This is a genomic window from Mycolicibacterium fluoranthenivorans (assembly GCF_011758805.1).
Lineage (GTDB): Bacteria > Actinomycetota > Actinomycetes > Mycobacteriales > Mycobacteriaceae > Mycobacterium > Mycobacterium fluoranthenivorans.
The window spans coordinates 1,532,466-1,556,426 of record NZ_JAANOW010000001.1; the positions used below are offsets into that span (position 1 = coordinate 1,532,466).

A 23,961-nucleotide genomic window follows, 5' to 3' on the forward strand; every position below is an offset into this window, starting at 1 on the left:
GGGGTGGGCTAGGCCTTCCCGAGGGTGACCTGAGTGGTCTGGGAAGCACCAGACTGATCCAGGTAGGTCAGAGACACGTTGTCGCCCGGTGCTTTTGAACGTACCGCCGCGACGAGCGCCTCGGGCCCATCGATGACCTGATCGTTGACCTTGGTGATCACCGCGCCGTCCGGGATCCCGGCGGATGCGGCCGGGCCGCCGTCGGCGACATTGGCGATCGCGGCGCCGCTGCTCGCCGTCGGATCGGTGCTGAGCTGCACCCCGAGCGACCCGTGGCTGGCGGTGCCGGTGGACACCAGCTCGTCGGCAATGCGCTTGGCCTGGTCGGACGGGATGGCGAAGCCCAGCCCGATCGAACCGCTCTCGCCGCCACCGCCGCCCGGGCCGCCCTGGCCCGCGCCCAGGGTGGCGATCGCGGAGTTCAGCCCGATCAGCTCACCCTTCATGTTCACCAGCGCACCGCCGGAGTTACCCGGGTTGATCGCCGCATCCGTCTGGATGGCGTCCAGGACGGACGCCTGACCGCCGGAGCCGTCGCCGGCCGCCACCGGGCGGTTGAGCGCGCTGACGATGCCGGTGGTGACGGTGCCCTGCAGGCCCAGCGGTGATCCGATCGCCACCACCTGCTCGCCGACCTTGACGTCTTTGGACGATCCGATGGCGATCGGGGTGAGCCCCGAAACGCCCTCGGCACGCACCACCGCGAGATCACCGGTCGGATCGGTGCCGACAACGCTGAAGGGGACCGAGCGACCGTCGGAGAAGGTCACGGTCCGCGTGGCTTCGCCCCCGTTCATCGATGCGGGCTGAGCGCCGTCGGCACTGTCTGCGCCTGCTGCCGCCACGTGATTGTTGGTGAGGATCAATCCGTCGGAGGTCAGCACGACGCCGGAGCCCTCGGCCTCGCCCTGGCCCATCTGGATCCGCAGTTTCACGACGCTGGGCATCACTTTGGCCGCGACCTGCTCGACGGATCCGGCAGGCGCCGCGGCGGCCGGCTGGGACGCCGCCGCGTGCGGTGCCGGCGACGCGACCGCGGGCGGGGGAGTGAGGCTGTCGGGATGCGCGACCCACGCAGCGGTCGCACCGATTCCACCACCGGCCACCGCGACCGCCAAGGCGCCGACGGTGAGCAGTCCGGCCTTGGAACGCTTGCGGCCCGCAGGAGCGATATTGCGCGCAGGGGCAGCCTGGTAGAACGGCGGCACGGGTTGCTGGGTGGCATATCGCCAGTCGTAGGCGCGTGGGATCGGTTGGGTCAGAGGAGCATTCGGGTCGTGTGGCTGAAACGGTTGCTGCTCAGGGCTTGTCATTGTGGAGTGTGCGTCACTTTCTTGAATGATGAAATAGCACAGTTGCTTAACCACAATCATCCGGCGGTGGCTGAGACTGGACTGAGAGTTGGCTCTGTCCAGTCCGAGATTTCGGCCGCATTTTGGTAACCGGTCCTGTCGCGCACCTCACTGCAGGCCGGCACTTGACCTCAAGTGGAGTTGAGGTTGGATGCTCGATCCGTGACTGTCGAATTCGCCCAGATCCGTGTCGCCCGCCCCACCGATCGGCTCGCGGAGGTCGAGCGGTTCTACGCCGAGTACCTGGGCCTGCCTGTCCTCTATCGGTTCGACGACCACGACGGGTACTCCGGAGTCATGCTGGGTCTGCCCGGGTCCGAGTATCACCTGGAGTTCACCACGCACGTCGCGGGAAGCCCGTGTCCGGCGCCCACGGCGGACAACCTCCTGGTGCTGTACTTCCACGGCGACGCGCAGATGTACGCCATGGTCGAACGTCTCGCCGCGGCCGGATGTGCCCCCGTGGAACCGGAGAACCCATACTGGAACAAGGTGGGCGCGTTGACGTTCGAGGACCCCGACCGGTGGCGGGTGGTGCTGGTTCCGCGCCGGGTGATCTGAGAAGACTAGTGCGCGGTCGTGGTGATCCGAACCTCGCCGGTCAACGTCTGATGGACGGGGCAGCGTTCGGCGATGTCCATCAGCTTCTGACGTTGACCGTCGTCGAGGTCCCCGATCAGTTCGATCTCGCGATCGATCTGAGCGATCCACCCGATGGTGGTTTCACAGTCGGCGCAGTCCTTGGCGTGAATCCGGGAATGGCGAAGGGCCACGCGTACCTGCTCGAGGGGCCAACCCTTGCGGTCGGCATACATCCGCACCGTCATGGAGGTGCAGGCACCGAGGCCGGCCAGCAGCAGATCATAGGGAGTCGGTCCCGCATCGTCGCCGACCGGACGTGGCTCGTCGGCGGTCAACCGGTGCTGTCCGGCGATGATCTCCTGCGTGTAGGTGCCGGTGCCCGTCTCCGTGACGATCACGGTGCCCTCGGCGGGCGGGTTGGTGGACATCGGGCCTCCTGGACGGTGCGCGCTCGCGGATCCTCAAGAAGTACCATCGCCGACCGTGCGCGGTGTCCGGTATCGGGAACAGGCCAAGCACACAGAAAGGCCCCGCCGGGGCATCGGGGCGGGGCTCTTCCGTCAGTCGAGTGTCAGGCGGTGCGGCGGATCCCGCGCTTGAGGAGGAGTTCGCGCTCGGACTCGCTCAGCCCACCCCAAATACCGTACGGCTCACCTACAGCAAGGGCGTGTGAACGGCATTGCGTGATCACCGGGCAGCTGCGGCACATCTCCTTGGCCCGCATTTCGCGCTGGGCACGGGCCCGGCCGCGCTCGCCGTCCGGATGGAAAAACATCGAAGAGTCGACACCTCGGCAAAGTCCTGCCATTTGCCAGTCCCAAATGTCGGCATTGGGTCCGGGTAGTTGCTGCGGCTGTGGCATTTGGAAAACCCCTCTCGTCGCACCTAATTCGCGAAACGCGTAGGTGCGTGAGTCGCGGAACCGATCCGAGCACTTGTCGCCGATGACTACTCGTGCACACAACGTAGAAGGGCTACCGAAAAATCGTCAATAGCCAGGTCGTGTGCGTAACCGCATAGCAGCAGCGTGAGAATTTACATCACGTTCATCATTGCGACCCGCACGCAACGAGAAGAGTGTTCAACAAACGCTGCGAAGTTGACGCTTGTGTGCATTTCCGCTGTTCGCCGTAATTGCAATTACCTAGCAGCCGTTAGGTGGTTGATCTATTGGAAACATGGAGACCACCAACTGTTAACCAAGGTTGGCTTCGTCACGTGACTCCGGTGCTTCCCGAGCGCGTTGATAACGTCGCAATCCGATGACCACCACGACAACGTCCCTGGCCGAGGCCGCTTTCGGTCCGCATCCGGAGCTCTGGCCGCTGCCCGCGGCGACCTCACAGCGGGATCGCTGGCTGCGCGCCGTCGCGGCGGGCGGTCAAGGGCGCTACGCCAGCGCGCTGACCGACCTCGGCGAGATCTGCCGCGCCGCACACCCAGGACCGCTGCTGTCGCTGGCCCACAGCACCAGGGCCTCGTTTCTCCGACAGCTGGGTGGGCACGACAGCGCGCGTGGCTGGGACGGCCGAGCCTGGGCGGCCGCGGGCACGGATCCCGAGGCCGGTGCCGATGCTCTGGTGGGTCTGGCCGCCGACGCACTCGGGGTGGGGCGGCTCGCGCTCTCGGCGCGGTTGCTGGCCCGTGCGGAGCGGCTGGTGGACGGATCCGGCCCCGCCCGGCTGCCGGTGCGGCTGCAGTGGGTGTCGGCGGAACTCAACATGGCCGGCGGCGACGGCGCGGCCGCCGTCGTCCATGCCGAACGTGCGGTGGAGCTGGCCGCATCGGTCGGTTCGCCGCGGCACACCGTCAAGTCGGCCGTGGTGCTGGCGGCCGCTCTGTGCTGCGCCGGACGCCTCGAGCAGGCGCGTTCGGTCGCCGACCAAGCGTTCGGTGACACCGAGCGGTTCGGGCTCGTGCCCCTGCGCTGGGCGCTGGGATGCCTGCTCGCGGATATCGGCAGTGCCGTCCATCCGCCCGCGCACGTCGTCGCTGTTCGCGACGCTGCCGCCGATACAGTGCGACGCAGAGGCGGCGTGTGGTCGCGTCGCTGAAGCGGTTCGGCCCGCCCGGATCGTTAGTGTTTATCTGACGCGCATCCTGCCTGGATGTGTCCCTTACGTAACGCTGGAGATATCGCCCACGATGACAATTTCGGGAGAACGTCTCGATGATGTCGTCGCTCATGCGGTGGCCGGCGATCGGGATGCACTCCGGGTGGTGCTGGAGACCATCCGCCCGATCATCGTCCGGTATTGCCGGGCGCGGATCGGGTCAGCAGAACGAAGTGGTCTATCGGCTGACGATATTGCGCAGGAGGTGTGCTTGGCCGCCATCACGGCGCTGCCGCGCTACCAGGATCAGGGGAGACCCTTCCTGGCATTCGTGTACGGCATCGCTGCGCACAAGATCGCCGACGCCCACCGGGCGTCTGCGCGTAACCGCTCTGAGCCCACCGATGTGGTGCCTGAGCGGCTCTCGGGGGAAGCCGGGCCCGAACAGCGGGCACTTGACTCCGAGGCGTCCGCGCGGATGGACCGGTTGCTCGCGACCCTGCCGGACAAGCAGCGCGAGATCATCATCCTTCGCGTCGTGGTCGGGATGAGCGCCGAGGAGGTCGCCGAAGCCGTCGGCAGCACGCCCGGCGCCGTCCGCGTCGCGCAGCATCGCGCCCTGGCCAAGCTCAAGTCCGAGATCAGCACGGGCGGGGGCGACTATGCCTGATTTTGGTCGCTGGACCGCCAACGGGGGCGATCCGTCCCTCAACGACATCAACCGCGCCGACAAGTTCCTCGACGCGCTGGCCTCGGAACAGCCGGTGTTCTCCACCGACCGCGCCGATGCCGAACTCGCCTTCCTGCTCACCGGATGGCGTGACGAGGTCCGACAGGTCCCCATGGACCACGTGGTCCCGCCGCACGAGGCCGAGTCTGCGCTGCACCACGCGCTCGACTTCTCGACGCGGCGCCGTAACCGGCGCTCGCTGGCCGTGATCGGTTCCGCCGCGGCCGCTGTGCTGTGCCTCGGTGGCTTCGCCTCGGTGGTGTACAGCGCCAACCCCGGCGACGGTCTGTACGGCTTGCACAGCATGCTGTTCGGCGATCAGCGCCAGACCCGCGACGACGCGGTGGTGCTGGCGGCTCAGACCGAGATGGAGCAGGTCCAGCAGCTGATCAACACCGGCCAGTGGGACCAGGCTCAGGACAGACTGGCAGCGCTGTCGACCAAGGTGCAGAGCGTGGAGACGGTCGAGCGCAAGTCCGAACTCATCCAGCAGTGGAATGCGTTGACCTACAAGGTCGTCGAGCAGAATCCGGCCGCCACCCTGCCGCCGGCGGGTGAGCCGATGCCGGTGCTGCCGTCCTCACCTCTGACGCTGCTGCCGGTCCCGGTGATCGACAGCCGTACGGATACCTCCACGGCCACCACGACGCCGCCGGAGGCGACCAGCGTGACCTCGACCACCGGATCCGAGGTTCTGTTGACGACGACCACACCGTCGTCGGACACCACGACCACGTCCCCCGGCGCGGAGACCACGACCACCACATCTGAGCCGGCGACGTCCTCGACGTCCTCGACGTCCACGACATCGGTGGCACCGTCCACGACGACCACCACCTCGGTGGCCCCGAGCACGACCACCACCACGGCCGCCCCGAGCACGACCACGTCCACGACGGCGCCGCCGACGACCACCACGTCGGTCGCGCCGAGCACGACCGCCACCACGACGACGCAGGCCACGGTGTCGCGTACCGCGACCACGACGAGCACGGTGGCACCGAATGCGGCGGCCTCGCCGTCGGTCACCTCCGCGGCCCCTCCGGTACAGCAGGAGGAGCCCAGCGCCCCGCCCGCCCGTTCCCAGGCGCCCCAGTCGCATGCGGAGGAACCCGTGCAGACGACGAAGGCGCCCGCCGTGGAGTCGACGTCAGCGCCGCAGCGGGCGCCCGAGGTGGTGGTGACGACGACCACCGTGCCCAGCGGTCACTGACACCGGGCGGGGTTGTCGATCAGGAAGTCAGCGGTACCCGTCGGATTCCGACGTGGCCTCGTTGAGTGACGCGTCCGCGTAGCCGCGGCAGTAGTCCCATGTCACGTAGGCGTCGGGCTCGGGATCGTAGGCCGGCTCGTGCGGGCGCACGGTACCGTCCACGAGCAGCTGCAGCAGGTTGGCGCGCAACATGTCCCAGTCGTGATAGTGGTCCTGCTGACATTCGTCGCAGCACACGACCAGACCGCGGATTCCCTTATGGGCCAGCAGGGCCTCGTACACCGCCAGATCGGCGAGGTCGGCTTCGACGGCGCTGCGTTCCTGCGGATCCAGCGGCAGACCGGGCTCGATCGCGTCGAGTGCCGCCGAGGGATCGCACGGGTCATCTGCGAAGGGATCCGGCGGCAGCCCCGGCGGGAGGTCATCACGCACGGTTCTAGCGTACGCAGCCCCGCCACATCCGCGCCAGCCGTCCGCCCGGGTGTCGCCCGAACGGGCGGGTGTGGCGGTGTGGTCACGAGCATCGAGGTCAGTGCCGATAAGATGGTCTTTTAGATCCACGCCTGTGTTTGGCCGTGTTGGTTCCTGGAGGCTCCACCTATGTCGATTGCTGAAAGCAGCAGCATCCCTTTGGCCGTACCGGTGCCGACCGGCGGCGATGATCCGACGAAGATCGCGATGCTCGGGCTGACGTTCGACGACGTCCTGCTGCTGCCGGCCGCATCGGACGTGGTCCCCGCGAATGTGGACACCTCGAGCCAGCTGACCAAGCGGATCCGGTTGCGGGTGCCGTTGGTGAGCTCGGCGATGGACACCGTCACCGAGTCTCGGATGGCCATCGCGATGGCCCGCGCCGGCGGTATGGGCGTGCTGCATCGCAACCTTTCGGTGGCCGAACAGGCCGGTCAGGTCGAGACGGTGAAGCGTTCGGAGGCCGGGATGGTCACCGACCCGGTGACCTGCTCGCCGGAGAACACGCTGGCCGAGGTCGACGCGATGTGCGCCCGGTTCCGGATTTCCGGACTGCCAGTGGTGGACGCGCAGGGCTCCCTGGTCGGGATCATCACCAACCGCGATATGCGTTTCGAAGTGGACCAGTCCAAGCCGGTCGCCGAGGTGATGACCAAGGCGCCGCTGATCACCGCGCAGGCGGGGGTGTCCGCGGAGGCGGCACTGGGCCTGTTGCGCCGATACAAGATCGAGAAACTGCCCATCGTCGACGGGCACGGCAAGTTGACCGGCCTGATCACCGTCAAGGACTTCGTCAAGACCGAGCAGTTCCCGCTGGCCACCAAGGACAGTGACGGCCGGCTGCTGGTCGGTGCCGCCGTCGGTATCGGCGATGATGCCTGGACCAGGGCGATGACACTGGCCGACGCCGGTGTCGACGTGCTCATCGTGGACACCGCGCACGCCCACAACCGCCTGGTGCTCGACATGGTGCACCGCCTGAAGTCCGTCGTCGGGGACAAGGTCGACGTGGTCGGCGGCAATGTGGCCACCCGCGCCGCGGCCGCCGCGCTCGTCGAAGCCGGTGCCGACGCCGTCAAGGTCGGGGTCGGGCCCGGCTCGATCTGCACCACCCGGGTAGTGGCCGGGGTGGGCGCCCCGCAGATCACCGCGATCCTGGAGGCCGTCGCGGCCTGCTCGCCCAAGGGTGTGCCGGTGATCGCCGACGGTGGTCTGCAGTACTCCGGGGACATCGCCAAGGCGCTGGCCGCCGGTGCCTCCACCGCGATGCTCGGCTCGTTGCTGGCGGGCACCGCCGAATCGCCGGGCGACCTCATCTTCGTCAACGGCAAGCAGTTCAAGAGCTACCGCGGCATGGGATCGCTGGGCGCCATGCAGGGCCGCGGCACGCAGAAGTCGTTCTCCAAGGACCGCTACTTCCAGGACGATGTGCTCTCCGAGGACAAGCTCGTCCCCGAGGGCATCGAAGGCCGGGTGCCGTTCCGCGGTCCGCTCTCGACCGTCATCCACCAGCTCACCGGTGGGTTGCGGGCCGCCATGGGATACACGGGATCGGACACGATCGAACACCTGCAGCAGGCGCAGTTCGTCCAGATCACCGCGGCGGGGCTCAAGGAAAGCCATCCGCACGACATCACCATGACTGTCGAAGCGCCGAACTACTACGCCCGTTAGGGCCTGGGAGCAAACCCCCTATGCGTGACATGGTTGAAATCGGCATGGGCAGAACCGCCCGCCGGACCTACGAACTCGACGACATCAACATCGTCCCGTCGCGGCGCACCCGCTCCAGCAAGGACGTGTCCACGGCCTGGCAGCTGGACGCCTACCGGTTCGAGATCCCGGTGGTGGCGCATCCGACCGACGCGCTGGTCTCGGTGGAGTTCGCCATCGAGATGGGCCGCCTCGGCGGCCTTGGCGTGCTCAACGGGGAGGGCCTGATCGGCCGGCACGCCGATGTCGAGGACAAGATCGCCCAGGTCACTGAAGTTGCCGCCACCTCGAACGATGAGTCGGCGGCCATCCGGTTGCTGCAGCAGCTGCACGCCGCCCCGCTGGATCCCGAACTACTGGGTGCGGCCGTGGCCCGTATCCGCGAGGCCGGGGTGACCACGGCGGTGCGGGTCAGCCCGCAGAACGCACAGGCCCTCACGCCGGCGCTGGTGGCCGCGGGCATCGATCTGCTGGTCATCCAGGGCACCATCATCTCCGCCGAGCGGGTGGCTCAAGACGGTGAGCCGCTCAACCTCAAGACGTTCATCTCCGAACTGGACATCCCGGTGGTCGCCGGCGGTGTGCTCGACCACCGCACCGCGCTGCACCTGATGCGCACCGGTGCGGCCGGCGTCATCGTCGGCTACGGCTCGACCCGGGGCGTGACCACCAGCGACGAGGTGCTGGGTATCAGCGTCCCGATGGCGACCGCGATCGCCGACGCGGCCGCCGCGCGCCGCGAATACCTCGACGAGACCGGCGGGCGCTACGTGCACGTGCTGGCGGACGGGGATATCCACACCTCCGGTGATCTGGCCAAGGCGATCGCCTGCGGTGCGGACGCCGTGGTGCTGGGGACGCCGCTGGCCACCGCCGCCGAGGCGCTGGGCGGCGGCTGGTTCTGGCCGTCGGCGGCCGCGCATCCGTCGCTGCCGCGCGGCGCGCTGCTGCAGGTGACCCTCGGCGACCGGCCTTCGCTCAAGCAGGTGCTCGACGGGCCGTCGGACGATCCGTTCGGTTCGCTGAATCTGGTCGGCGGGCTGGCGCGGTCGATGGCCAAGGCCGGGTACTGCGACCTGAAGGAATTTCAGAAGGTCGGCCTGACCGTGGGGGCTTGAGCAGCCTGATCAACCGGGCTTTTCTTTACAAGTTAGGCGTTCCTGTCTAGAAGTTACCTGTCGGTAGCGTCATACTGGTCACATGCAGCCGGACTATGACGTCTTGATCATCGGCTCGGGTTTCGGGGGCAGCGTGAGCGCCCTTCGACTGACCGAGAAGGGTTACCGGGTAGGGGTCCTGGAGGCCGGCCCGCGGTACTCCGACGCAGACTTCGCCAAAACCTCCTGGGATCTGCGCCGCTTCCTGTGGGCGCCCCAGCTGGGCATGTACGGCATCCAGCGCATCCACCTGCTGCGTAACTGCATGATCCTGGCCGGCGCCGGGGTGGGTGGCGGCTCGCTCAACTACGCCAACACCCTGTACGTGCCACCGGAGCCGTTCTTCGCCGACAAGCAGTGGGCGGGGATCACCGACTGGCGCTCCGAGCTGATGCCGCACTACGAGCAGGCGCAGCGCATGCTCGGTGTGGTCAAGAACCCGACCTTCACCGACGCCGACCGGTTGATGAAAGAGGTCGCCGACGACATGGGTGTCGGGGACACCTTCGTCGCCACCCCGGTGGGCGTGTTCTTCGGACCCGACGGGGAGAAGACGCCGGGCAAGACGGTCCCCGACCCGTACTTCGGCGGCGCGGGCCCGGCCCGCACCGGGTGCATCGAATGCGGGGAATGCATGACCGGATGCCGCCACGGCGCCAAGAACACCCTGGTGAAGAACTACCTGGGCCTGGCGGAGGCCGCGGGGGCGCAGGTGCACCCGATGACGACGGTGACCAGCTTCGGTCAGCGGCCCGACGGGCTGTGGGAGGTCAGCACCGCGCGGACCGGCAGCAAGCTGCGTCGCAAGCGCAAGACCTTCACCGCCACCAACCTGATCGTCGCGGCCGGCACGTACAACACGCAGAAGCTGCTGTTCAAGATGCGTGACACCGGCAAGCTGCCCAGGTTGTCGCAGCGTCTGGGCGTGCTGACCCGCACCAACTCGGAGTCCATCGTGGGTGCCCAAACCCTCACGGTGGACCCGCGTCGTGACCTGACCCACGGCGTCGCCATCACCTCGTCGATCCACCCGACCGCCGACACCCACGTCGAGCCGTGTCGTTATGGCAAGGGTTCCAATGCCATGGGCCTGTTGCAGACCTTGATGACCGACGGCGCGGGGCCGCAGGGCACCGACACCCCGCGGTGGCGGCAGTTCCTGAACCTGGCCGGCGAGGATCCGCGCGGCATGATCCGGCTGCTCAATCCGCAGCACTGGAGTGAGCGCACCGTCATCGCGTTGGTGATGCAGCACCTGGACAACTCGATCACCACGTTCACCAAACGCGGGCCGCTGGGCAAGCGGATGCTGTCGTCGAAACAGGGCCACGGTGAGCCCAACCCGACGTGGATACCCGTCGGCAACGAGGTGACCCGCCGGATCGCGGAGAAGATCGACGGCGTGGCCGGTGGCACCTGGGGCGAGCTGTTCAACATTCCGCTGACCGCGCACTTCCTGGGTGGGGCGGCGATCGGTGACAGTGCCGAGACCGGTGTCATCGACCCGTATCACCGGGTGTACAACTATCCGACGCTCTACGTCACCGACGGCGCCTCGATCTCAGCCAATCTCGGTGTGAATCCGTCGCTTTCGATCACCGCGCAGGCCGAGCGCGCGGCCTCGATGTGGCCGAACAAGGGTGAGCAGGACCAGCGTCCCGCGCAGGGGGAGCCCTATCAGCGTCTGGCTCCGGTCGCGCCGGTCCGTCCGGTGGTCCCCGCCGACGCGCCGGGTGCCCTGCGCCGGTTGCCGATTCACCCCGTCAGCTCTGCGGGCTGACGGGTTCACCGGGTACCGATTCGAGCAGTCTGGTGATGAGGCGCTCGATCATGTCGGCGCGGATGACCCCGGGTTGCAGCATCTCTTCCAGCGCGACACCCGCGGTAACGGTGACTACGAGTTGGGCCAGGTCGGCCAGCCGCTGACTGGGTAGCCCGGTCTGGGCGCCCTCGACGACCTGCATGGCCTGTTCGACGGCGGCGCGCCTGCGTGCGATGAGCCGGTCGCGTAGTGCGGGGTCGCGTACGGCGCGCAGCCAGTACTCGAAAAGCACCAGCTGATACTGGCTCTCGTCGTGGATCGACCCGAGCATGGATCGGCTGAGTGCCTCGGCTGTCGCCTTGATGTCGCCACGGCCGGCACCGAACGCCGTCGCGATCAAGGCGCTGCGTGTCTCGAACTGGCGGTCGAGCAAGGCCAGGAACAGCTCGTCCTTGGATTCGAAGTTGGAGTACACCGCACCCTTGGTGAAGCCGGCCGCCTGGCCGATCGCGTCGATGGTGGTGCCTGCGAAACCCTCCGCGGCGAACACCTCCAGCGCCGCGTCGAGTATCCGATCGCGCACCTCATCGCGCGTGGGGCGGGTCCGTGCGGGTTTGACAGAGGACATGGACGACAGCATACTCGACAGTATCGAATCGATACCAGTCGGTATCGAAAGGTGCGGAGAGGTTGAGAGATGGCAGACGCGCAGGACACCCTGGCCGCCGACGAATCCGTCGACGCCGCTCCGGCGCTGATCACGGCCGTCGGGCTCGGCGTCGACGGCGAACACGGACCGTTGTTCTCGGATATCGATCTCGAGCTGAGCAGTGGTTTCCACGCCATCCAGATGCCCGGCGGCTGGGGCCAGACCGCGCTCCTGCTGACCCTGGCGGGCCGCCTGAAACCCACCCACGGCACCGTCACCGTCTGCGGAGACACCCGGCCGCGCGACATCCGCAGACACTGCTCGATCGCGGCGTTCGACGATATCGACGAGTTGGAGGACTCGGTGACCGTGGCGACCGTGCTCGCCGAGCAGCGCCGCTGGCTGGCGCCGTGGTACCGGCAGGTGCCGATCGAGGCCGGCGAGACCGCCCTGCGTGAGGTGTTCGGTGAGATCCCGGCGCCGTCGGCCACGACCTTCATCAGTGAACTGTCCGATCTGGACCTGTTCCTGCTGCGGGTCACCCTGGCCCGGTTCTCGGATCGGCCGATCCTGGTGGTCGGCGATCTCGAACAGGTTCGGGACAACGCCCGCCGCGCGCTGGCCGTCCAGCGGCTCGGCGCCCTCGCCGAAACGCAGACCGTCGTGGTGGGCGTGACCAATCCGCTGGGCGCGGATGCACCCAACCACGACCTCCACGATCACCGCAGCCTGACCGGAAAGGACTCCTGATGCTGAAAGGTCTTCGCGCAAGCGGCGGCTCATCCCCGCTGGCAGGACTCGCCTTCGGCTCCGAGATCAAACGCTTTGCCCGCAGCCGGCTGACCCGGGTGGCGATCGTGGTGCTGATGCTGCTGCCCCTGGTGTACGGCGCGCTGTACCTGTGGGCCTACTGGGATCCCTTCGGCCATGTCAACAAAATGCCTGTCGCACTGGTCAATTCGGACCGCGGCGCGGTGGTGTCCGGGCAGCAGGTCAACGTCGGAGACGAGATCGCCAAGAGCCTGACCGCCGACGGCAGCATGGACTGGAATGTCGTGAGTGATGACGAGGCGCGCACCGGGGTCGAACACGGCAAGTACTACTTCATGCTCGAATTGCCCTCGGACTTCAGCGAAGCCATCGCCTCACCGCTGACCGGGCAGCCGAAACAGGCCAACCTGATCGCGGTCTACAACGACGCCAACAACTACATCTCGTCGAGTATCGGGCGCACCGCCACCGACCAGGTGCTCAATGCGGTGTCCACCAGAATCTCCGGGCAGGCCGTCAATCAGGTGCTGTCCGTGGTGGTCTCGTCGGGGGCCGGCATCAAACAGGCGGCCGACGGGGCCCACCAGCTCGCCGACGGCGCGGTCAAGGTCGACGACGGCGCCGCCGCACTGTCCACGGGTCTGCACACCGCGCGGTCCGGTTCGGCGCAATTGGCCACCGGCGCCCAACAGCTCTCCGACGGCATCACCAAGGCCACCGACCCGCTGGTCGCGGTCACCCGGGCCCTCTCGCAGATGGGTGGTGACACCGACAAGCTGCAACAGGGCACGGCCGCCCTGCGGCAGGCCAACGACCAGATCGGTGCCATCGCCACCGCTCAGGACACCGCGGCCGACTCGCTCACCGCGGTGATCAACCAGCTCTCCACCAGCGCAGATCCGTTGGCCAACAGTGCCGCCGGAACGTTGCGTGGTGTGCAGGACCAGTTGCAGGCGCACCAGTTCACCCCGCAGATCCGTCAGCAGCTGACCGACGCGGAGAACGCCGCGATATCCATGACCTCGTCGATGCGCACCCCGGGCAGCCCGCTGGGCACCGGCCTGGATCAGGTGGGGGCCAAGGGCCAGGAACTCACCGACAAACTCAACGAACTGCGTGGCGGCGCCCAGAAGCTCGCCTCCGGCAGCGCCGAATTGGCAAGCGGAATAGTCAAACTCGACAACGGCGCCCAGCAGTTGAAGACGGGCACCGGCCAGCTGCGCGCCGGATCGGCAGAGCTTGCGACCAAGCTCGCCGACGGTGCCAAGCAAGTCCCGGACTGGAGCGCGCAGCAGAAGGAGTCGATCGCCGACACCATCGGTGGTCCGGTGCATCTGGAAACCGCGCACGAGAACGCCGCGCCCAACTTCGGCACGGGTATGGCCCCGTTCTTCATCACCCTGGCGCTGTTCTTCGGTGCCCTGGTGCTCTGGATGGTGCTGCGGCCGTTGCAGACCCGGCCGATCGCCGCGGAGGTCCTGGCCATCCGGGTGGTGTTGGCCAGTTATCTGCCGGCGGTGGCGATCGGGCTGTGCCAGGCGGTGATCCTGTACTGCGTGGTGCGGTTCGCGCTCGGTATGCACGCGGCTCACCCCGTGGCGATGCTGGCCTTCATGGTGCTGATCTCGTGCGCGTTCGTCGCGGCCACCCAAGCGATCAACGCCCTCGTCGGACCGGCGGTGGGGCGCGTGCTGATCATGGCGCTGCTGATGCTCCAGCTGGTCAGCGCCGGTGGCATGTACCCGGTGGAGACCACCTCGCGGCCGTTCCAGGTCTTCCACAACTACGACCCGATGACTTACGGGGTCAACGGACTACGCCAGTTGATCCTCGGCGGTATCGATCACCGGTTGTGGCAGGCCGTGATCGCACTGCTGATCATCTGGGCCGGGGCGTTTGTGATCTCCTCGCTGTCGGCCCGGCGCAACCGGATGTGGAACATGACCCGGCTGATGCCGGCGATCAAGATGTGACGTCCGAACCGAGCCGGCGCCGGATCGGTTCCCTGCCGGGCGGCTGCGACGGCGCGGGCAGCAGGGGTTTGCGCACGTGCACGGCGACGGTGGTCGGCTCCTGAGTGCTGACGGTGAGTTCGGCCCCGGCGTGCCGGATTGTCAGGTGCGAGTGCGGGCCGTCGCGCAGGCTGTAGATCACCTCTGCGTGCGTGGCATCGACGGTCAGGCGAAATTCGCTCCAGCGCAACCGGAATCGCAATCGGTCGATCCCGTCGGGCAGGTGCGGGTCCAGCGTCAGCACGCCTTCGTCGTCACGCAGGCCACCGAACCCGGCCACCAGCGCGATCCAGGCGCCGGCCAGCGAGGCCATGTGCAGGCCGTCGCGGGTGTTGTGGTGCAGATCGCGCAGGTCGATCAGGGCCGCCTCATAGGCATAGTCGTGGGCCAGTTCCAGATGGCCCACCTCGGCACAGAGCACCGCCTGGGTGCACGCCGACAGGGAGGAATCCCTGGTGGTGCGGCGCTCGTAATAGTCGACATTGTGGGCCTTCTGCTCGGCGGTGAAGGCGTGACTCTGCCAATGCATGGCCAGTACCAGGTCCGCCTGTTTGAGCACCTGGGCCGGGTACAACCGGACGTAGTGTTCATGTAGCAGCAGGGGATAGTTCGTGTTCTCGGTGAAATCCCACTCGGCCAGGCTGGTGAAACCCTCGGACTGGGAGTGCACCCCGAGTTCGCGGTCGAACGGGATGTGCACTGCCGCAGCGGCATCCCGCCACGCCGCGGTCTCCTCGGTGGTGACCCCGATGGCCGCGGCGCCGTCGGGATGGCGCCGGCATGCGTCGGCCGCCACCCGCAGATTCAGGGCGGCCATCAGGTTGGTGAACACATTGTCGCTTGCCAGCGCCGTGTATTCGTCCGGACCGGTGACCCCGTCGAGGTGCCATACCCCGTGCCGATCGTGGTGGCCCAGCGAGATCCACAGTCGCGCGGTCTCCACCAGCACCGACAGCCCGCATTCGCGTTCCAGGCTGTCGTCGCCGGCCACCAGTCGGTAGCGCTCGTAGGCCATCGCGATATCGGCGTTGATATGCCAGGCGGCCGTGGCCGCCGGCCAGTAGGCCGAGCACTCCTCACCGCGTATCGTGCGCCAGGGGAAACTGGCGCCGGCGAGCCCGAGCTGCTCGGCGCGGTCCTTGGCGAGATCCAACGTCGCTGCGCGCCAGCGCAGGGCATCGGCGGCGGCATGCGGTTTGGTGTAGGTCAGAACCGGCAGCACGAACCCTTCGGTGTCCCAGAAAGCGTGGCCGTCGTAGCCCGTTCCGGTCAGCCCCTTACCGCCGATGGCCCGGCGCTCGGCGCGGGCGCTGGCCTGTAGCACGTGGAACAACCCGAACCGGACGGCCTGCTGTCTGTCCGGATCACCCCACACCTCGACATCGGCGGCATCCCAGAACTCGTCCAGGTAGGCGCGTTGGGCATCCAACAGACCCTGCCAACCGCTGTAGCGGGCGCCCGCCAATGCCCCGGCGACCTGGTCGCGCAGCGCCGGGCGCGACCGCAGGCTGGACCATCCGTAGGCGAGATACTTGACGATGCGCAGTTTCTGACCGGGCCGCAGACCGCAGATCACCGTCGTACGCGCCACATCGGCACGCGCCTCGGTGGTCACCTCGACGCGCCCGGGCACCTCGACCTCGTGGTCCATCGCAGCCGCCATCATCAGGCCGCTGTTGCGGGTTTGGTGCACCAGAAGGCCGCTGTGTTCGGTGTGCTCGTGCGAGACCGCCTCCAGCGGGTGATCGAGTCCCGCGGCCACCCGCGGATCCGAGGACATCTCGGGTTGGTCCTCGTTGGCCACCAACTCCGATTGCACTGTGACAAGGCTGAATTCGTCGACCGCCTCGACCACGTACTCGATCGCCGCGACGCTGCGCTGCGTCAGCGACACCAACCTGGTCGAGGTGATCTTCACCTGCTTGCCGGCGGGGGAGCGCCACTGGGCCACCCGGGTGAGGATGCCGGCACGCAGGTCGAGAACCCGTTCGTGGTCGATCAGTTCGCCGTACCTGATATCGAACGGCTCGTCGTCGACCAGCAGGCGCAGCAGCTTTCCGTTGGTGATGTCGACGATCGTCTGGCCGGCTTCGGGATAGCCGAAGCCGGTCTCGGCGTAGGGCAGGGCCCGGGTTTCGTAGAACGAGTTCAGATAGGTTCCCGGTAGTCCGTGCGGCTCGCCCTCGTCGAGGTTGCCACGCAGCCCGATGTGCCCGTTGGACAGCGCGAAGATGGATTCGGACTGAGCCAGCAGGTCGAGGTCCAGCCGTGTCTCGCGGATACGCCAGGGTTCGATGGGGAAGGCGTCGTGGTCGATCATCGGCCGGCCTCCAGCAGATCGGCGAGGTCGGTGACGACGATATCGGCGCCATGGGCGCGCAACTGGTCGGCCTGACCGACCCGGTCGACCCCGACGACAAGGCCGAAGTGTCCGGCTCGCCCGGACTCGACCCCGGACAGGGCGTCCTCGAACACCGCGGCGGCCGAGGGCGCGACGCCGAGCAATTCGGCCCCACGCAGGTACGAGTCCGGTGCCGGTTTGCCGTCGAGGTGTTCCTCGCGCAGGGTGACGCCGTCGACGCGCTGCTGCACGTACCGGGCCAGCCCGGTCACCTCGAGGACCTCGCGGGTGTTGGCGCTGGACGACACCACCGCCACGCCCAGGCCGGCGGCGGCGACCGCTTTCAGATACCTCCGGGAGCCGTCGAACACCTCGACACCCTCGGTGTGCAGAACCTTCTGGAACATCTGGTTCTTTCGATTGCCCAGACCGGCCACCGTCTCGGCGTCGGGACCGTCGTCGGGTGTGCCCGCGGGCAGGTCGATACCCCGGCTGTTCAGGAAGGTGCGCACACCGTCCTCGCGGGGCTTGCCATCGACGTAGCTCAGGTAGTCCTGGTCGATGTCGAACGGGACGAACGACTGACCGGTGCGGTCGGCATGCTCGCGCAGGTACTGGTCGAACATCGCCTTCCATGCCGTTTTGTGCACGCTGGCGGTGTCGGTGAGGACACCGTCGAGGTCGAACAGGCACGCGTGCACGTTCTTGGGCAGGCCGAGCATGACAGCCCTCGCTTTCCGGTGGCGGACGGGTACCACTCCACCATGCCCGTTTCCGGCTGTGGGCATGCTCGGCGATGTGGTGACGTCAGCCGGCTTGTTGGTACACGGTGTCGCCGACGGCGCGGCTGCGCTGGCCGTACACGTCGACGGGCACGTCGCCGGCCAGGGTGACCCTGTGCATGACGCGGCGCTGGTCGTCATAGTCGTCGACGGCGCGATGCTGGGTGGCCCGGTTGTCCCACATGGCGACGTCACCCGGTACCCAGTTCCAGCGAATGGTGTTCTCGGGCAAGGTGATCCGACGCTGGAGCAGTTCCAGTAGGGTATGTGACTCGTGGCTGTCCAGGCCGAGCAGGCCGCGGACGAAATCGCCGGCGACCAGGGTCCGTTCGCCCGTCTCGGGGTGCACCCGCACCACCGGTGCTCGGCGCGCAGATCCGGCTTCTCGAACGCCTCCCGCAGGGCGCGCTGGGTGTCGGTGATCTCGCCCTGCGCCGCGGCGTAGTCGTACCGGTTGCTGTGCAGTGCCCACAGATTCTCGACGAGGTGCTTGAGCGGTGCCGGCAGGTGGTCGTAGGCGGCGGCGGTCGACGCCCACAGCGTCGAACCGCCGTAGCGGGGCAGGGTCACCGCGCGCAGCACGGAGATGGCGGGATAGTCCGGCATGAAGGTGACATCGGTGTGCCAGCGGGTGGCCTTGGCGTACTCGGAATCGATGGGCGCGATGACCCCGCCGTGCCGCGTGAAGGCGTGGTGCCCGACGGGGCTGCCCAGCAGTCGGGCGAAGGTCTGTTGGCGGTCGTCGTCGAGGTGGTGCTGGTCGCGGAAGAACACCACCTTGTGCCGGAGGAGGGCGGCGCGGATCTCGGCGACCGTGCCGGCGTCGAGATCGCCGGTCAGCTCCACGCCGTCGATGCGGGCGCCGATACGGCTGCCGAGCTGGGTCACGGTGATGGTCATGTCGATCCTTTGCGCTGGCCGAGGCGGTGTAGTCAGTTGACTACACGCGATATGGGCTAGCGTAGTCAAGTGACTACAAACGCGCCACCAGCGGGCCGCGAGGAAGTGGTCGCGGCCGTCCTGGACGCCGCGGCCGAACTTTTCGCCGACCGCGGGCCGTCCGCCACCTCCATTCGCGATATCGCCACCCGCTCCCGGGTCAACCACGGCCTGGTGTACCGCCACTTCGGCACCAAGGAACGACTGGTCGGCGCGGTGCTGGACCATCTGGGCGCCACCCTGCGCGTCCTGGTCGCCGCCGACGCCCCGGCCGAGGACATCGAACGTGCCACCGACCGGCACACCCGCGTCATGGCCAGGGCTCTGCTCGACGGTTATCCGGTGGGCCGGCTGCAGACGCAATTCCCCAACGTTGCGCTGCTGCTGGACCGGGTGCTGCCGGAGTTCGCAGACGAGCAAGCCGGCCGGCTGGCCGTCGCCAATGCCGTTGCCCTGCAACTGGGCTGGCGCCTGTTCGAACCGTTCCTGCGGTCGGCCACGGGTCTGGCCGAGGTGCCCGACGCGGCCGTGCACACCTCGGCCGCGGCAGCCGCCGCGCGGATCCTCACCCCGGACTGATCAGCTGCCCTTGCCGACGGCGGCCGCCACCCGATCGCCGAGATCCTTGTCGACATTGCGCCAGTACTCGAACGCGCGCTCCAGCACCGGATCGGACACACCCTTGGACAGGTGGCCGGAGATGTTGGACACCAACCGATCCCGAGCGGCGTCATCGAGCACATCGCGCACCAGAGTGCCCGCCTGACCCCAGTCGTCATCCTCGGCATGCAAGGAGTACGCGGCGCGAACCATGTCGCCGTCGGCGTGCCAGAGCGGCTCGCCGGTCCGCGCCGGGTCGGCCTGGGGGCCGCCGTAGGAATTGGGTGCGTACACCGGGTCGGTCACGTTCTTGACGCGCATGGCGCCGTCCTTGGAGTAGCTGTGCACCTCGGTTCTCGGCGTGTTGACCGGGATCTGCTTGTAGTTCACCCCGAGCCGGGCGCGGTGCGCGTCGGCGTAGGCGAAGTCGCGGGCCAACAGCATCTTGTCGGGGCTCAAACCGGTACCCGGCACCGCGTTGTTGGGTTCGAACGCCGACTGCTCCATCTCGGTGTGGTAGTCGCTGACATTGCGGTTCAGGGTCAGCCTGCCGACATCGATCAGCGGATAGTCCGCATGCGGCCACACCTTGGTCAGATCGAACGGGTTGAACCGGTAGTCCTTCGCGTCCTCGAACGGCATGATCTGCATCTTCAGCGTCCAGCTCGGAAACTCGCCGCGCTCGATCGCGTCGTACAGATCGCGCTGGTGGGCGTCACCGTCGACGCCGGCCAGCTCGTCACCTTCGTCCTGGGTCAGGAACTCGACGCCCTGGTCGGACTTGAAGTGATACTTCACCCAGAAGATCTCGCCGGCCGCATTGATCCAGCTGTAGGTGTGGCTGGAGTAGCCGTTCATGTGCCGCCAGTCCTTCGGGATGCCGCGGTCGCCCATCAGCCAGGTCACCTGATGCGCCGATTCCGGGGACAGCGTCCAGAAATCCCACTGCATATCGTGGTCGCGCAGGTTGTTGGCGGCGCGGCGCTTCTGCGACCGGATGAAATGCTGGAATTTCAAGGGGTCCCGGATGAAGAAGACCGGGGTGTTGTTGCCGACCATGTCGAAGTTGCCGTCGGCGGTGTAGAACTTGGTCGCGAATCCACGCGGGTCCCGCCAGGTGTCCGGGCTGCCACGTTCCCCCGCCACGGTCGAGAACCTGGTCAGCGTCTCGGTCTTGGTGCCCGGCTGGAACACCGCCGCTTTGGTGTAGGCGCTGACGTCGTGGGTGACCTCGAAATGGCCGAAGGCGCCGCCGCCTTTGGCGTGCGGCTGGCGTTCCGGGATTCGCTCCCGGTTGAAGGTCGCCATCTGCTCGATCAGGTAGTGATCCTGCAGCAGGATCGGGCCGTTCGGGCCGATGGTCAGCGAATGCTCGTCGCTGTAGACGGGGATGCCGGCGTCCGTGGTCGTCGGAGTGGGCTGGTTTCCGGTCACCGTGGCTCCTTTCGTGCGGCGTCTCGTGGGTGGTGTCTCCGGGGTGTCGGGGACGACGCCGCTGGGTGGGTACCCTGCGGCGTGCGTGACAAACCCGAGCCGAGAGGGCGGCGCTGCGCGGCCCCTCACTAGACTGAGCAGGTGGAATCAGCTTCGGAAGACGCTCTTCGCGCGAGCGCGTCATCGCAGACCCGCCCTGTCCTGGTTATCGACTTCGGGGCTCAGTACGCCCAGTTGATCGCGCGGCGCGTGCGCGAAGCCAGAGTGTTCTCCGAGGTCATCCCGCATACCGCGACGGTCGAGGAGATCAAGGCCCGCGACCCGCAAGCCATCGTGCTCTCCGGCGGTCCGGCCAGTGTCTACGCCGAAGGGGCGCCGAAACTGGATCCCGCACTGTTCGACCTCGATGTCCCGGTCTTCGGTATCTGCTACGGCTTCCAGGCCATGGCCCAGGCGCTCGGTGGCACCGTCGCGCACACCGGCACCAGCGAGTATGGCCGCACCGAGCTGAAAGTCTCCGGCGGGCAATTGCATTCGGAGCTGCCCGCCACCCAGCCGGTGTGGATGAGCCATGGTGACGCGGTGACCGACGCTCCGGACGGATTCGACGTGGTCGCCACCAGCGCCGGCGCGCCGGTGGCCGCCTTTGAGCACCGGGCTCGGCGCCTGGCGGGTGTGCAGTACCACCCCGAGGTGTTGCATTCGCCGCACGGCCAGCACGTGCTGAGCCGGTTCCTGCACGATTTCGCCGGGATCGGTGCGACGTGGACGCCGGCCAATATCGCCGACCAGCTCATCGCGCAGGTCCGCGAACAGATCGGCGACGGCCGGGCGATCTGCGGTTTGTCCGGCGGCGTGGATTCCGCGGTCGCCGCGGCGCTGGTGCAGCGCGCCATCGGGGACCGGCTCACCTGTGTGTTCGTCGACCACGGCCTGCTGCGGGCGGGGGAGCGGGCCCAGGTGCAGCGGGACTTCGTCGCCGCCACCGGGGCCAACCTGGTGACCGTCGATGTCGCCGACCGTTTCCTGGAGGCGCTGACCGGGGTCACCAATCCCGAAGGCAAGCGCAAGATCATCGGCCGTGAGTTCATCCGCGCCTTCGAAGGTGCGGTGCGCGATTCGCTCAGTGAATTCGATATCGACTTCCTGGTGCAGGGCACGCTCTACCCGGACGTGGTGGAGTCCGGCGGCGGCACCGGCACGGCGAACATCAAGAGCCACCACAACGTCGGCGGCCTGCCCGACGACCTGAAGTTCAAGCTCGTCGAGCCGCTGCGGCTGCTGTTCAAGGACGAGGTCCGTGCGGTCGGGCGAGAGCTCGGCCTTCCCGAGGAAATCGTTGCGCGCCAACCCTTCCCGGGCCCCGGGTTGGGTATCCGCATCGTCGGCGAGGTGACCGCCTCGCGGCTGGACACCCTGCGCCGCGCCGACTCGATCGCCCGTGAGGAACTGACCACCGCCGGCCTGGACCACCAGATCTGGCAGTGCCCGGTGGTGCTGCTCGGCGATGTCCGCTCGGTGGGTGTGCAGGGCGACGGCCGCACCTACGGACACCCGATCGTGCTGCGACCGGTGTCCAGCGAGGACGCCATGACCGCGGACTGGACCCGGGTCCCCTATGACGTGCTGGAGCGCATCTCGACCCGCATCACCAACGAGGTGCCCGAGGTGAACCGGGTGGTGCTGGACATCACCAGCAAGCCGCCGGGCACCATCGAGTGGGAGTAGCCGGCCCGGTGAAGTACATGGCGGACTGGCAGCCGACGCCGGTGGACTGGACCTCGACACGAGGCAGGATCCTGCTCGCCGCCTCGGAATTGTTTGCCCAGCGCGGCTATTTCGGTACCTCGACGCGGGATATCGCCGAAGCGGTCGCGATTCGCCAACCGTCGTTGTTTCACCATTTCAGCGCCAAGCACGAGATCTTCCGGACCCTGATCGACATGGACCTCGGCCCGTCCATCGGCCGGGTGCGCAGCCGCCTGACCGAACAGACGACGTGGGGGGAGAAGCTGCATCTGACCGTCGCCAGTGACGTCCGCGAAATGCTGGTGCAGCCCTTCGACGCGCGCGGCCTGTACCAGGACGCGGTGCTGGCGATGTCGGAATTCGTGCAGGAGAAGCGCGGTATCGAGATATTCCACGATCTGGTCGAGGAACTCATCCGTTCGGGCACGCGCGACGGGGAATTCGTCGAATGCGATGCCGGCTTCGTGCTGCGCGCGGCCAACGGAGTGCTGTTCGAGACCCTTCGTGAACAGGGCGGACCGAGGGGCCGGATGCGGGTGCAGCGACCACTGCAAGCTGCGGACTTCGTGCTGCGCGCGCTGCTGGTCGAGCCTGCCGATCTGGACCGGATCCGCGCCGTGACGCAGCGCCGGCTGAGTGAGGCCGCGGTCCCGGCCGGCGGCTGACCTGCGCCCTCGTCTCGACGGTTGTTGTTAATTCCTCATGAAGTGATCCGATTCGGCGCCCCTATCGACCGATAGTCCCCTATCGTTCGATAGAGAGGGCCGCGAGCAGTCGGCCTGATGGATCCGGGAGGAATCGTGAGGAAGACCGCACTCGGTGCCGTCACGGCAGGTATCGCGCTGTTCGTACTGGGCTGTTCGTCGCCCACCCCCTCGGCGCCGGTCGCCTCCGGCCCGGCCAAGGTGGCGCCACCGGCCCTGTTGGAGGCGGGCACGCTGAAGATCTGTGCCCCCAACGACGGCACGCCGCCCAACGTCTACCACGACGAGACCGGCGCTCTGGTGGGCAGCGAGGTCGACCTCGGCAAGGCGATCGCCCAGAATCTGGGCCTGCAACCGCAATTCGTCCAATCCGCTTTTGCCGCAGTCATTCCGACCCTGCAGGCCAAGCAATGCGACGTGATCATGGCGCAGCTCTACATCAAGCCCGAGCGCGAGAAGGTCGTCGATTTCGTGCCGTATGTCTACTCGGGAACCGGTATCGCCGTGGCCAAACAGCACCCCGCGGCGATCACCGGAATGGACGACAGCTTGTGCGGTAAGAAAGTGATGGTCGCGGTCGGCACCACGGCCGAGGCGCTGTCCCAGGATCAGTCCGACAAATGCACCGCAGCCGGGCAACAGGCCATCGACATCAACCGCAACAACCACGCCGACGTCTCGATACAGCAGGTTCAGAACGGTCAGGTCGACGCCTACCTCGACACCGCCGAGACGCTCGGGTACTACGCGACCAAGACCGGCGCGCAGATCCAGCTGGCGGGCCGGCCGTTCGGCACCATCAAGATCGGTGCCGCCACCCTGAAGGGGAACACCGTCCTGCGGGACGCGATCCAGCAGGCGTTGCAATCGCTGGAGAACGACGGTTCCTACGACAAGATCCTCGCCCAGTGGGGCCAGACGGATCTGTCGATCGAGAAGTGACCTG

Annotated in this window: 21 protein-coding genes and 1 pseudogene; 13 read left to right on the forward strand and 9 right to left on the reverse strand. The window is 67.5% G+C overall.

Features of this window, described 5'->3' with window-relative positions; genetic code table 11:
* Positions 1-8: 8 nt before the first annotated feature.
* Positions 9-1,313 carry a S1C family serine protease gene (locus FHU31_RS07590; protein ID WP_234901155.1) on the reverse strand — a complete coding sequence of 435 codons (1,305 nt, stop codon included), beginning with the start codon at positions 1,311-1,313 and terminating at the stop codon, positions 9-11.
* Between the two features lie 201 nt (positions 1,314-1,514).
* Here FHU31_RS07590 and FHU31_RS07595 point away from each other — a divergent pair, with 201 nt between their 5' ends.
* The gene (locus FHU31_RS07595) at positions 1,515-1,913 is read left to right on the forward strand and encodes a VOC family protein (protein ID WP_090363158.1); all 399 of its coding nucleotides are present in this window, start codon (positions 1,515-1,517) and stop codon (positions 1,911-1,913) included.
* Between the two features lie 5 nt (positions 1,914-1,918).
* Here FHU31_RS07595 and FHU31_RS07600 read toward each other — a convergent pair whose 3' ends face one another.
* Together FHU31_RS07600 and FHU31_RS07605 are read right to left on the reverse strand one after the other, a co-directional pair.
* A complete protein-coding gene (locus tag FHU31_RS07600; RefSeq protein WP_167157142.1) occupies positions 1,919-2,362 on the reverse strand; it encodes an OsmC family protein in 444 nt (147 codons plus the stop codon).
* Positions 2,363-2,505: 143 nt separating this feature from the next.
* Complete coding sequence (locus FHU31_RS07605; protein WP_090363162.1) at positions 2,506-2,796, reverse strand: WhiB family transcriptional regulator; 291 nt, start codon at positions 2,794-2,796, stop codon at positions 2,506-2,508.
* 400 nt (positions 2,797-3,196) lie between these two features.
* Between FHU31_RS07605 and FHU31_RS07610 the strand changes: the two genes are divergently transcribed.
* The 3 genes from FHU31_RS07610 (at position 3,197) to FHU31_RS07620 (ending at position 5,931) form a co-directional block, all read left to right on the forward strand.
* Complete coding sequence (locus tag FHU31_RS07610; protein WP_167157144.1) at positions 3,197-3,988, forward strand: tetratricopeptide repeat protein; 792 nt, start codon at positions 3,197-3,199, stop codon at positions 3,986-3,988.
* Between the two features lie 91 nt (positions 3,989-4,079).
* A complete protein-coding gene (locus FHU31_RS07615) occupies positions 4,080-4,658 on the forward strand; it encodes a sigma-70 family RNA polymerase sigma factor (RefSeq protein WP_167157146.1) in 579 nt (192 codons plus the stop codon).
* Positions 4,651-5,931 (forward strand): anti-sigma-D factor RsdA, encoded by a 1,281-nt coding sequence (locus tag FHU31_RS07620; RefSeq protein WP_167157148.1) that lies wholly within the window; start codon positions 4,651-4,653, stop codon positions 5,929-5,931. The genes FHU31_RS07615 and FHU31_RS07620 overlap by 8 nt, the downstream gene beginning before the upstream one ends.
* A gap of 27 nt (positions 5,932-5,958) precedes the next feature.
* Here the strand turns inward: FHU31_RS07620 and FHU31_RS07625 are convergent, their stop codons facing one another.
* Positions 5,959-6,363, reverse strand: coding sequence for a DUF5319 domain-containing protein (locus tag FHU31_RS07625; protein ID WP_090363168.1), 405 nt, complete (start codon positions 6,361-6,363; stop codon positions 5,959-5,961).
* 168 nt (positions 6,364-6,531) lie between these two features.
* Here FHU31_RS07625 and guaB point away from each other — a divergent pair, with 168 nt between their 5' ends.
* The 3 genes from guaB to FHU31_RS07640 all read left to right on the forward strand — a co-directional run bounded on the left by guaB (position 6,532) and on the right by FHU31_RS07640 (position 11,052).
* Positions 6,532-8,076 (forward strand): IMP dehydrogenase, encoded by a 1,545-nt coding sequence (gene guaB / locus FHU31_RS07630; RefSeq protein ID WP_090363169.1) that lies wholly within the window; start codon positions 6,532-6,534, stop codon positions 8,074-8,076.
* A 20-nt stretch (positions 8,077-8,096) separates the two neighbouring features.
* Complete coding sequence (locus FHU31_RS07635; RefSeq protein WP_090363171.1) at positions 8,097-9,233, forward strand: GuaB3 family IMP dehydrogenase-related protein; 1,137 nt, start codon at positions 8,097-8,099, stop codon at positions 9,231-9,233.
* An 82-nt stretch (positions 9,234-9,315) separates the two neighbouring features.
* A complete protein-coding gene (locus tag FHU31_RS07640) occupies positions 9,316-11,052 on the forward strand; it encodes a GMC oxidoreductase (protein WP_167157150.1) in 1,737 nt (578 codons plus the stop codon).
* Here FHU31_RS07640 and FHU31_RS07645 read toward each other — a convergent pair.
* Entirely contained in the window at positions 11,036-11,674 is a 639-nt protein-coding gene (locus tag FHU31_RS07645) for a TetR/AcrR family transcriptional regulator (RefSeq protein ID WP_167157152.1), read from the reverse strand. The genes FHU31_RS07640 and FHU31_RS07645 overlap by 17 nt on opposite strands.
* A gap of 57 nt (positions 11,675-11,731) precedes the next feature.
* Between FHU31_RS07645 and FHU31_RS07650 the strand changes: the two genes are divergently transcribed.
* Together FHU31_RS07650 and FHU31_RS07655 are read left to right on the forward strand one after the other, a co-directional pair.
* Positions 11,732-12,433 carry a hypothetical protein gene (locus FHU31_RS07650; protein ID WP_167157154.1) on the forward strand — a complete coding sequence of 234 codons (702 nt, stop codon included), beginning with the start codon at positions 11,732-11,734 and terminating at the stop codon, positions 12,431-12,433.
* Positions 12,433-14,427, forward strand: coding sequence for a YhgE/Pip domain-containing protein (locus FHU31_RS07655; RefSeq protein WP_167157156.1), 1,995 nt, complete (start codon positions 12,433-12,435; stop codon positions 14,425-14,427). The genes FHU31_RS07650 and FHU31_RS07655 overlap by 1 nt, the downstream gene beginning before the upstream one ends.
* On the opposite strand, the gene FHU31_RS07660 is transcribed toward FHU31_RS07655, so the two are convergent.
* The 3 genes and pseudogenes from FHU31_RS07660 to FHU31_RS07670 all read right to left on the reverse strand — a co-directional run bounded on the left by FHU31_RS07660 (position 14,417) and on the right by FHU31_RS07670 (position 18,489).
* On the reverse strand, positions 14,417-16,786 hold the full coding sequence (locus tag FHU31_RS07660) for a glycoside hydrolase family 65 protein (protein ID WP_167157158.1): 2,370 nt from the start codon (positions 16,784-16,786) through the stop codon (positions 14,417-14,419). The genes FHU31_RS07655 and FHU31_RS07660 overlap by 11 nt on opposite strands.
* The gene (locus FHU31_RS07665) at positions 16,783-17,529 is read right to left on the reverse strand and encodes a beta-phosphoglucomutase family hydrolase (protein ID WP_167157159.1); all 747 of its coding nucleotides are present in this window, start codon (positions 17,527-17,529) and stop codon (positions 16,783-16,785) included. Before FHU31_RS07665 ends, FHU31_RS07660 begins: the two co-directional genes overlap by 4 nt.
* Positions 17,530-17,614: 85 nt before the next feature.
* Positions 17,615-18,489 (reverse strand): annotated as a pseudogene (locus tag FHU31_RS07670) (TauD/TfdA dioxygenase family protein).
* A 69-nt stretch (positions 18,490-18,558) separates the two neighbouring features.
* Here FHU31_RS07670 and FHU31_RS07675 point away from each other — a divergent pair.
* Complete coding sequence (locus tag FHU31_RS07675) at positions 18,559-19,107, forward strand: TetR/AcrR family transcriptional regulator (RefSeq protein WP_167157161.1); 549 nt, start codon at positions 18,559-18,561, stop codon at positions 19,105-19,107.
* Here FHU31_RS07675 and FHU31_RS07680 read toward each other — a convergent pair whose 3' ends face one another.
* Complete coding sequence (locus FHU31_RS07680) at positions 19,108-20,562, reverse strand: catalase (RefSeq protein WP_167157163.1); 1,455 nt, start codon at positions 20,560-20,562, stop codon at positions 19,108-19,110.
* 141 nt (positions 20,563-20,703) lie between these two features.
* On the opposite strand from FHU31_RS07680, the gene guaA reads away from it, so the two are divergent.
* The 3 genes from guaA (at position 20,704) to FHU31_RS07695 (ending at position 23,957) form a co-directional block, all read left to right on the forward strand.
* Positions 20,704-22,290 (forward strand): glutamine-hydrolyzing GMP synthase, encoded by a 1,587-nt coding sequence (gene guaA / locus FHU31_RS07685; protein WP_167157165.1) that lies wholly within the window; start codon positions 20,704-20,706, stop codon positions 22,288-22,290.
* Positions 22,291-22,307: 17 nt separating this feature from the next.
* Positions 22,308-22,976 carry a TetR/AcrR family transcriptional regulator gene (locus FHU31_RS07690; protein ID WP_208410164.1) on the forward strand — a complete coding sequence of 223 codons (669 nt, stop codon included), beginning with the start codon at positions 22,308-22,310 and terminating at the stop codon, positions 22,974-22,976.
* Between the two features lie 135 nt (positions 22,977-23,111).
* On the forward strand, positions 23,112-23,957 hold the full coding sequence (locus tag FHU31_RS07695; protein ID WP_263988179.1) for an ABC transporter substrate-binding protein: 846 nt from the start codon (positions 23,112-23,114) through the stop codon (positions 23,955-23,957).
* Positions 23,958-23,961 lie beyond the last annotated feature (4 nt).

Coding starts and splice junctions, on each gene's coding strand:
- FHU31_RS07590 (WP_234901155.1), bottom strand. CDS start 1,313: ATGACAAGCCCTGAGCAGCAACCGTTTCAGCCACACGACCCGAATGCT.
- FHU31_RS07600 (WP_167157142.1), bottom strand. CDS start 2,362: ATGTCCACCAACCCGCCCGCCGAGGGCACCGTGATCGTCACGGAGACG.
- FHU31_RS07605 (WP_090363162.1), bottom strand. CDS start 2,796: ATGCCACAGCCGCAGCAACTACCCGGACCCAATGCCGACATTTGGGAC.
- FHU31_RS07610 (WP_167157144.1), top strand. CDS start 3,197: ATGACCACCACGACAACGTCCCTGGCCGAGGCCGCTTTCGGTCCGCAT.
- FHU31_RS07615 (WP_167157146.1), top strand. CDS start 4,080: ATGACAATTTCGGGAGAACGTCTCGATGATGTCGTCGCTCATGCGGTG.
- FHU31_RS07620 (WP_167157148.1), top strand. CDS start 4,651: ATGCCTGATTTTGGTCGCTGGACCGCCAACGGGGGCGATCCGTCCCTC.
- guaB (WP_090363169.1), top strand. CDS start 6,532: ATGTCGATTGCTGAAAGCAGCAGCATCCCTTTGGCCGTACCGGTGCCG.
- FHU31_RS07635 (WP_090363171.1), top strand. CDS start 8,097: ATGCGTGACATGGTTGAAATCGGCATGGGCAGAACCGCCCGCCGGACC.
- FHU31_RS07640 (WP_167157150.1), top strand. CDS start 9,316: ATGCAGCCGGACTATGACGTCTTGATCATCGGCTCGGGTTTCGGGGGC.
- FHU31_RS07645 (WP_167157152.1), bottom strand. CDS start 11,674: ATGCTGTCGTCCATGTCCTCTGTCAAACCCGCACGGACCCGCCCCACG.
- FHU31_RS07650 (WP_167157154.1), top strand. CDS start 11,732: ATGGCAGACGCGCAGGACACCCTGGCCGCCGACGAATCCGTCGACGCC.
- FHU31_RS07655 (WP_167157156.1), top strand. CDS start 12,433: ATGCTGAAAGGTCTTCGCGCAAGCGGCGGCTCATCCCCGCTGGCAGGA.
- FHU31_RS07660 (WP_167157158.1), bottom strand. CDS start 16,786: ATGATCGACCACGACGCCTTCCCCATCGAACCCTGGCGTATCCGCGAG.
- FHU31_RS07665 (WP_167157159.1), bottom strand. CDS start 17,529: ATGCTCGGCCTGCCCAAGAACGTGCACGCGTGCCTGTTCGACCTCGAC.
- FHU31_RS07690 (WP_208410164.1), top strand. CDS start 22,308: ATGGCGGACTGGCAGCCGACGCCGGTGGACTGGACCTCGACACGAGGC.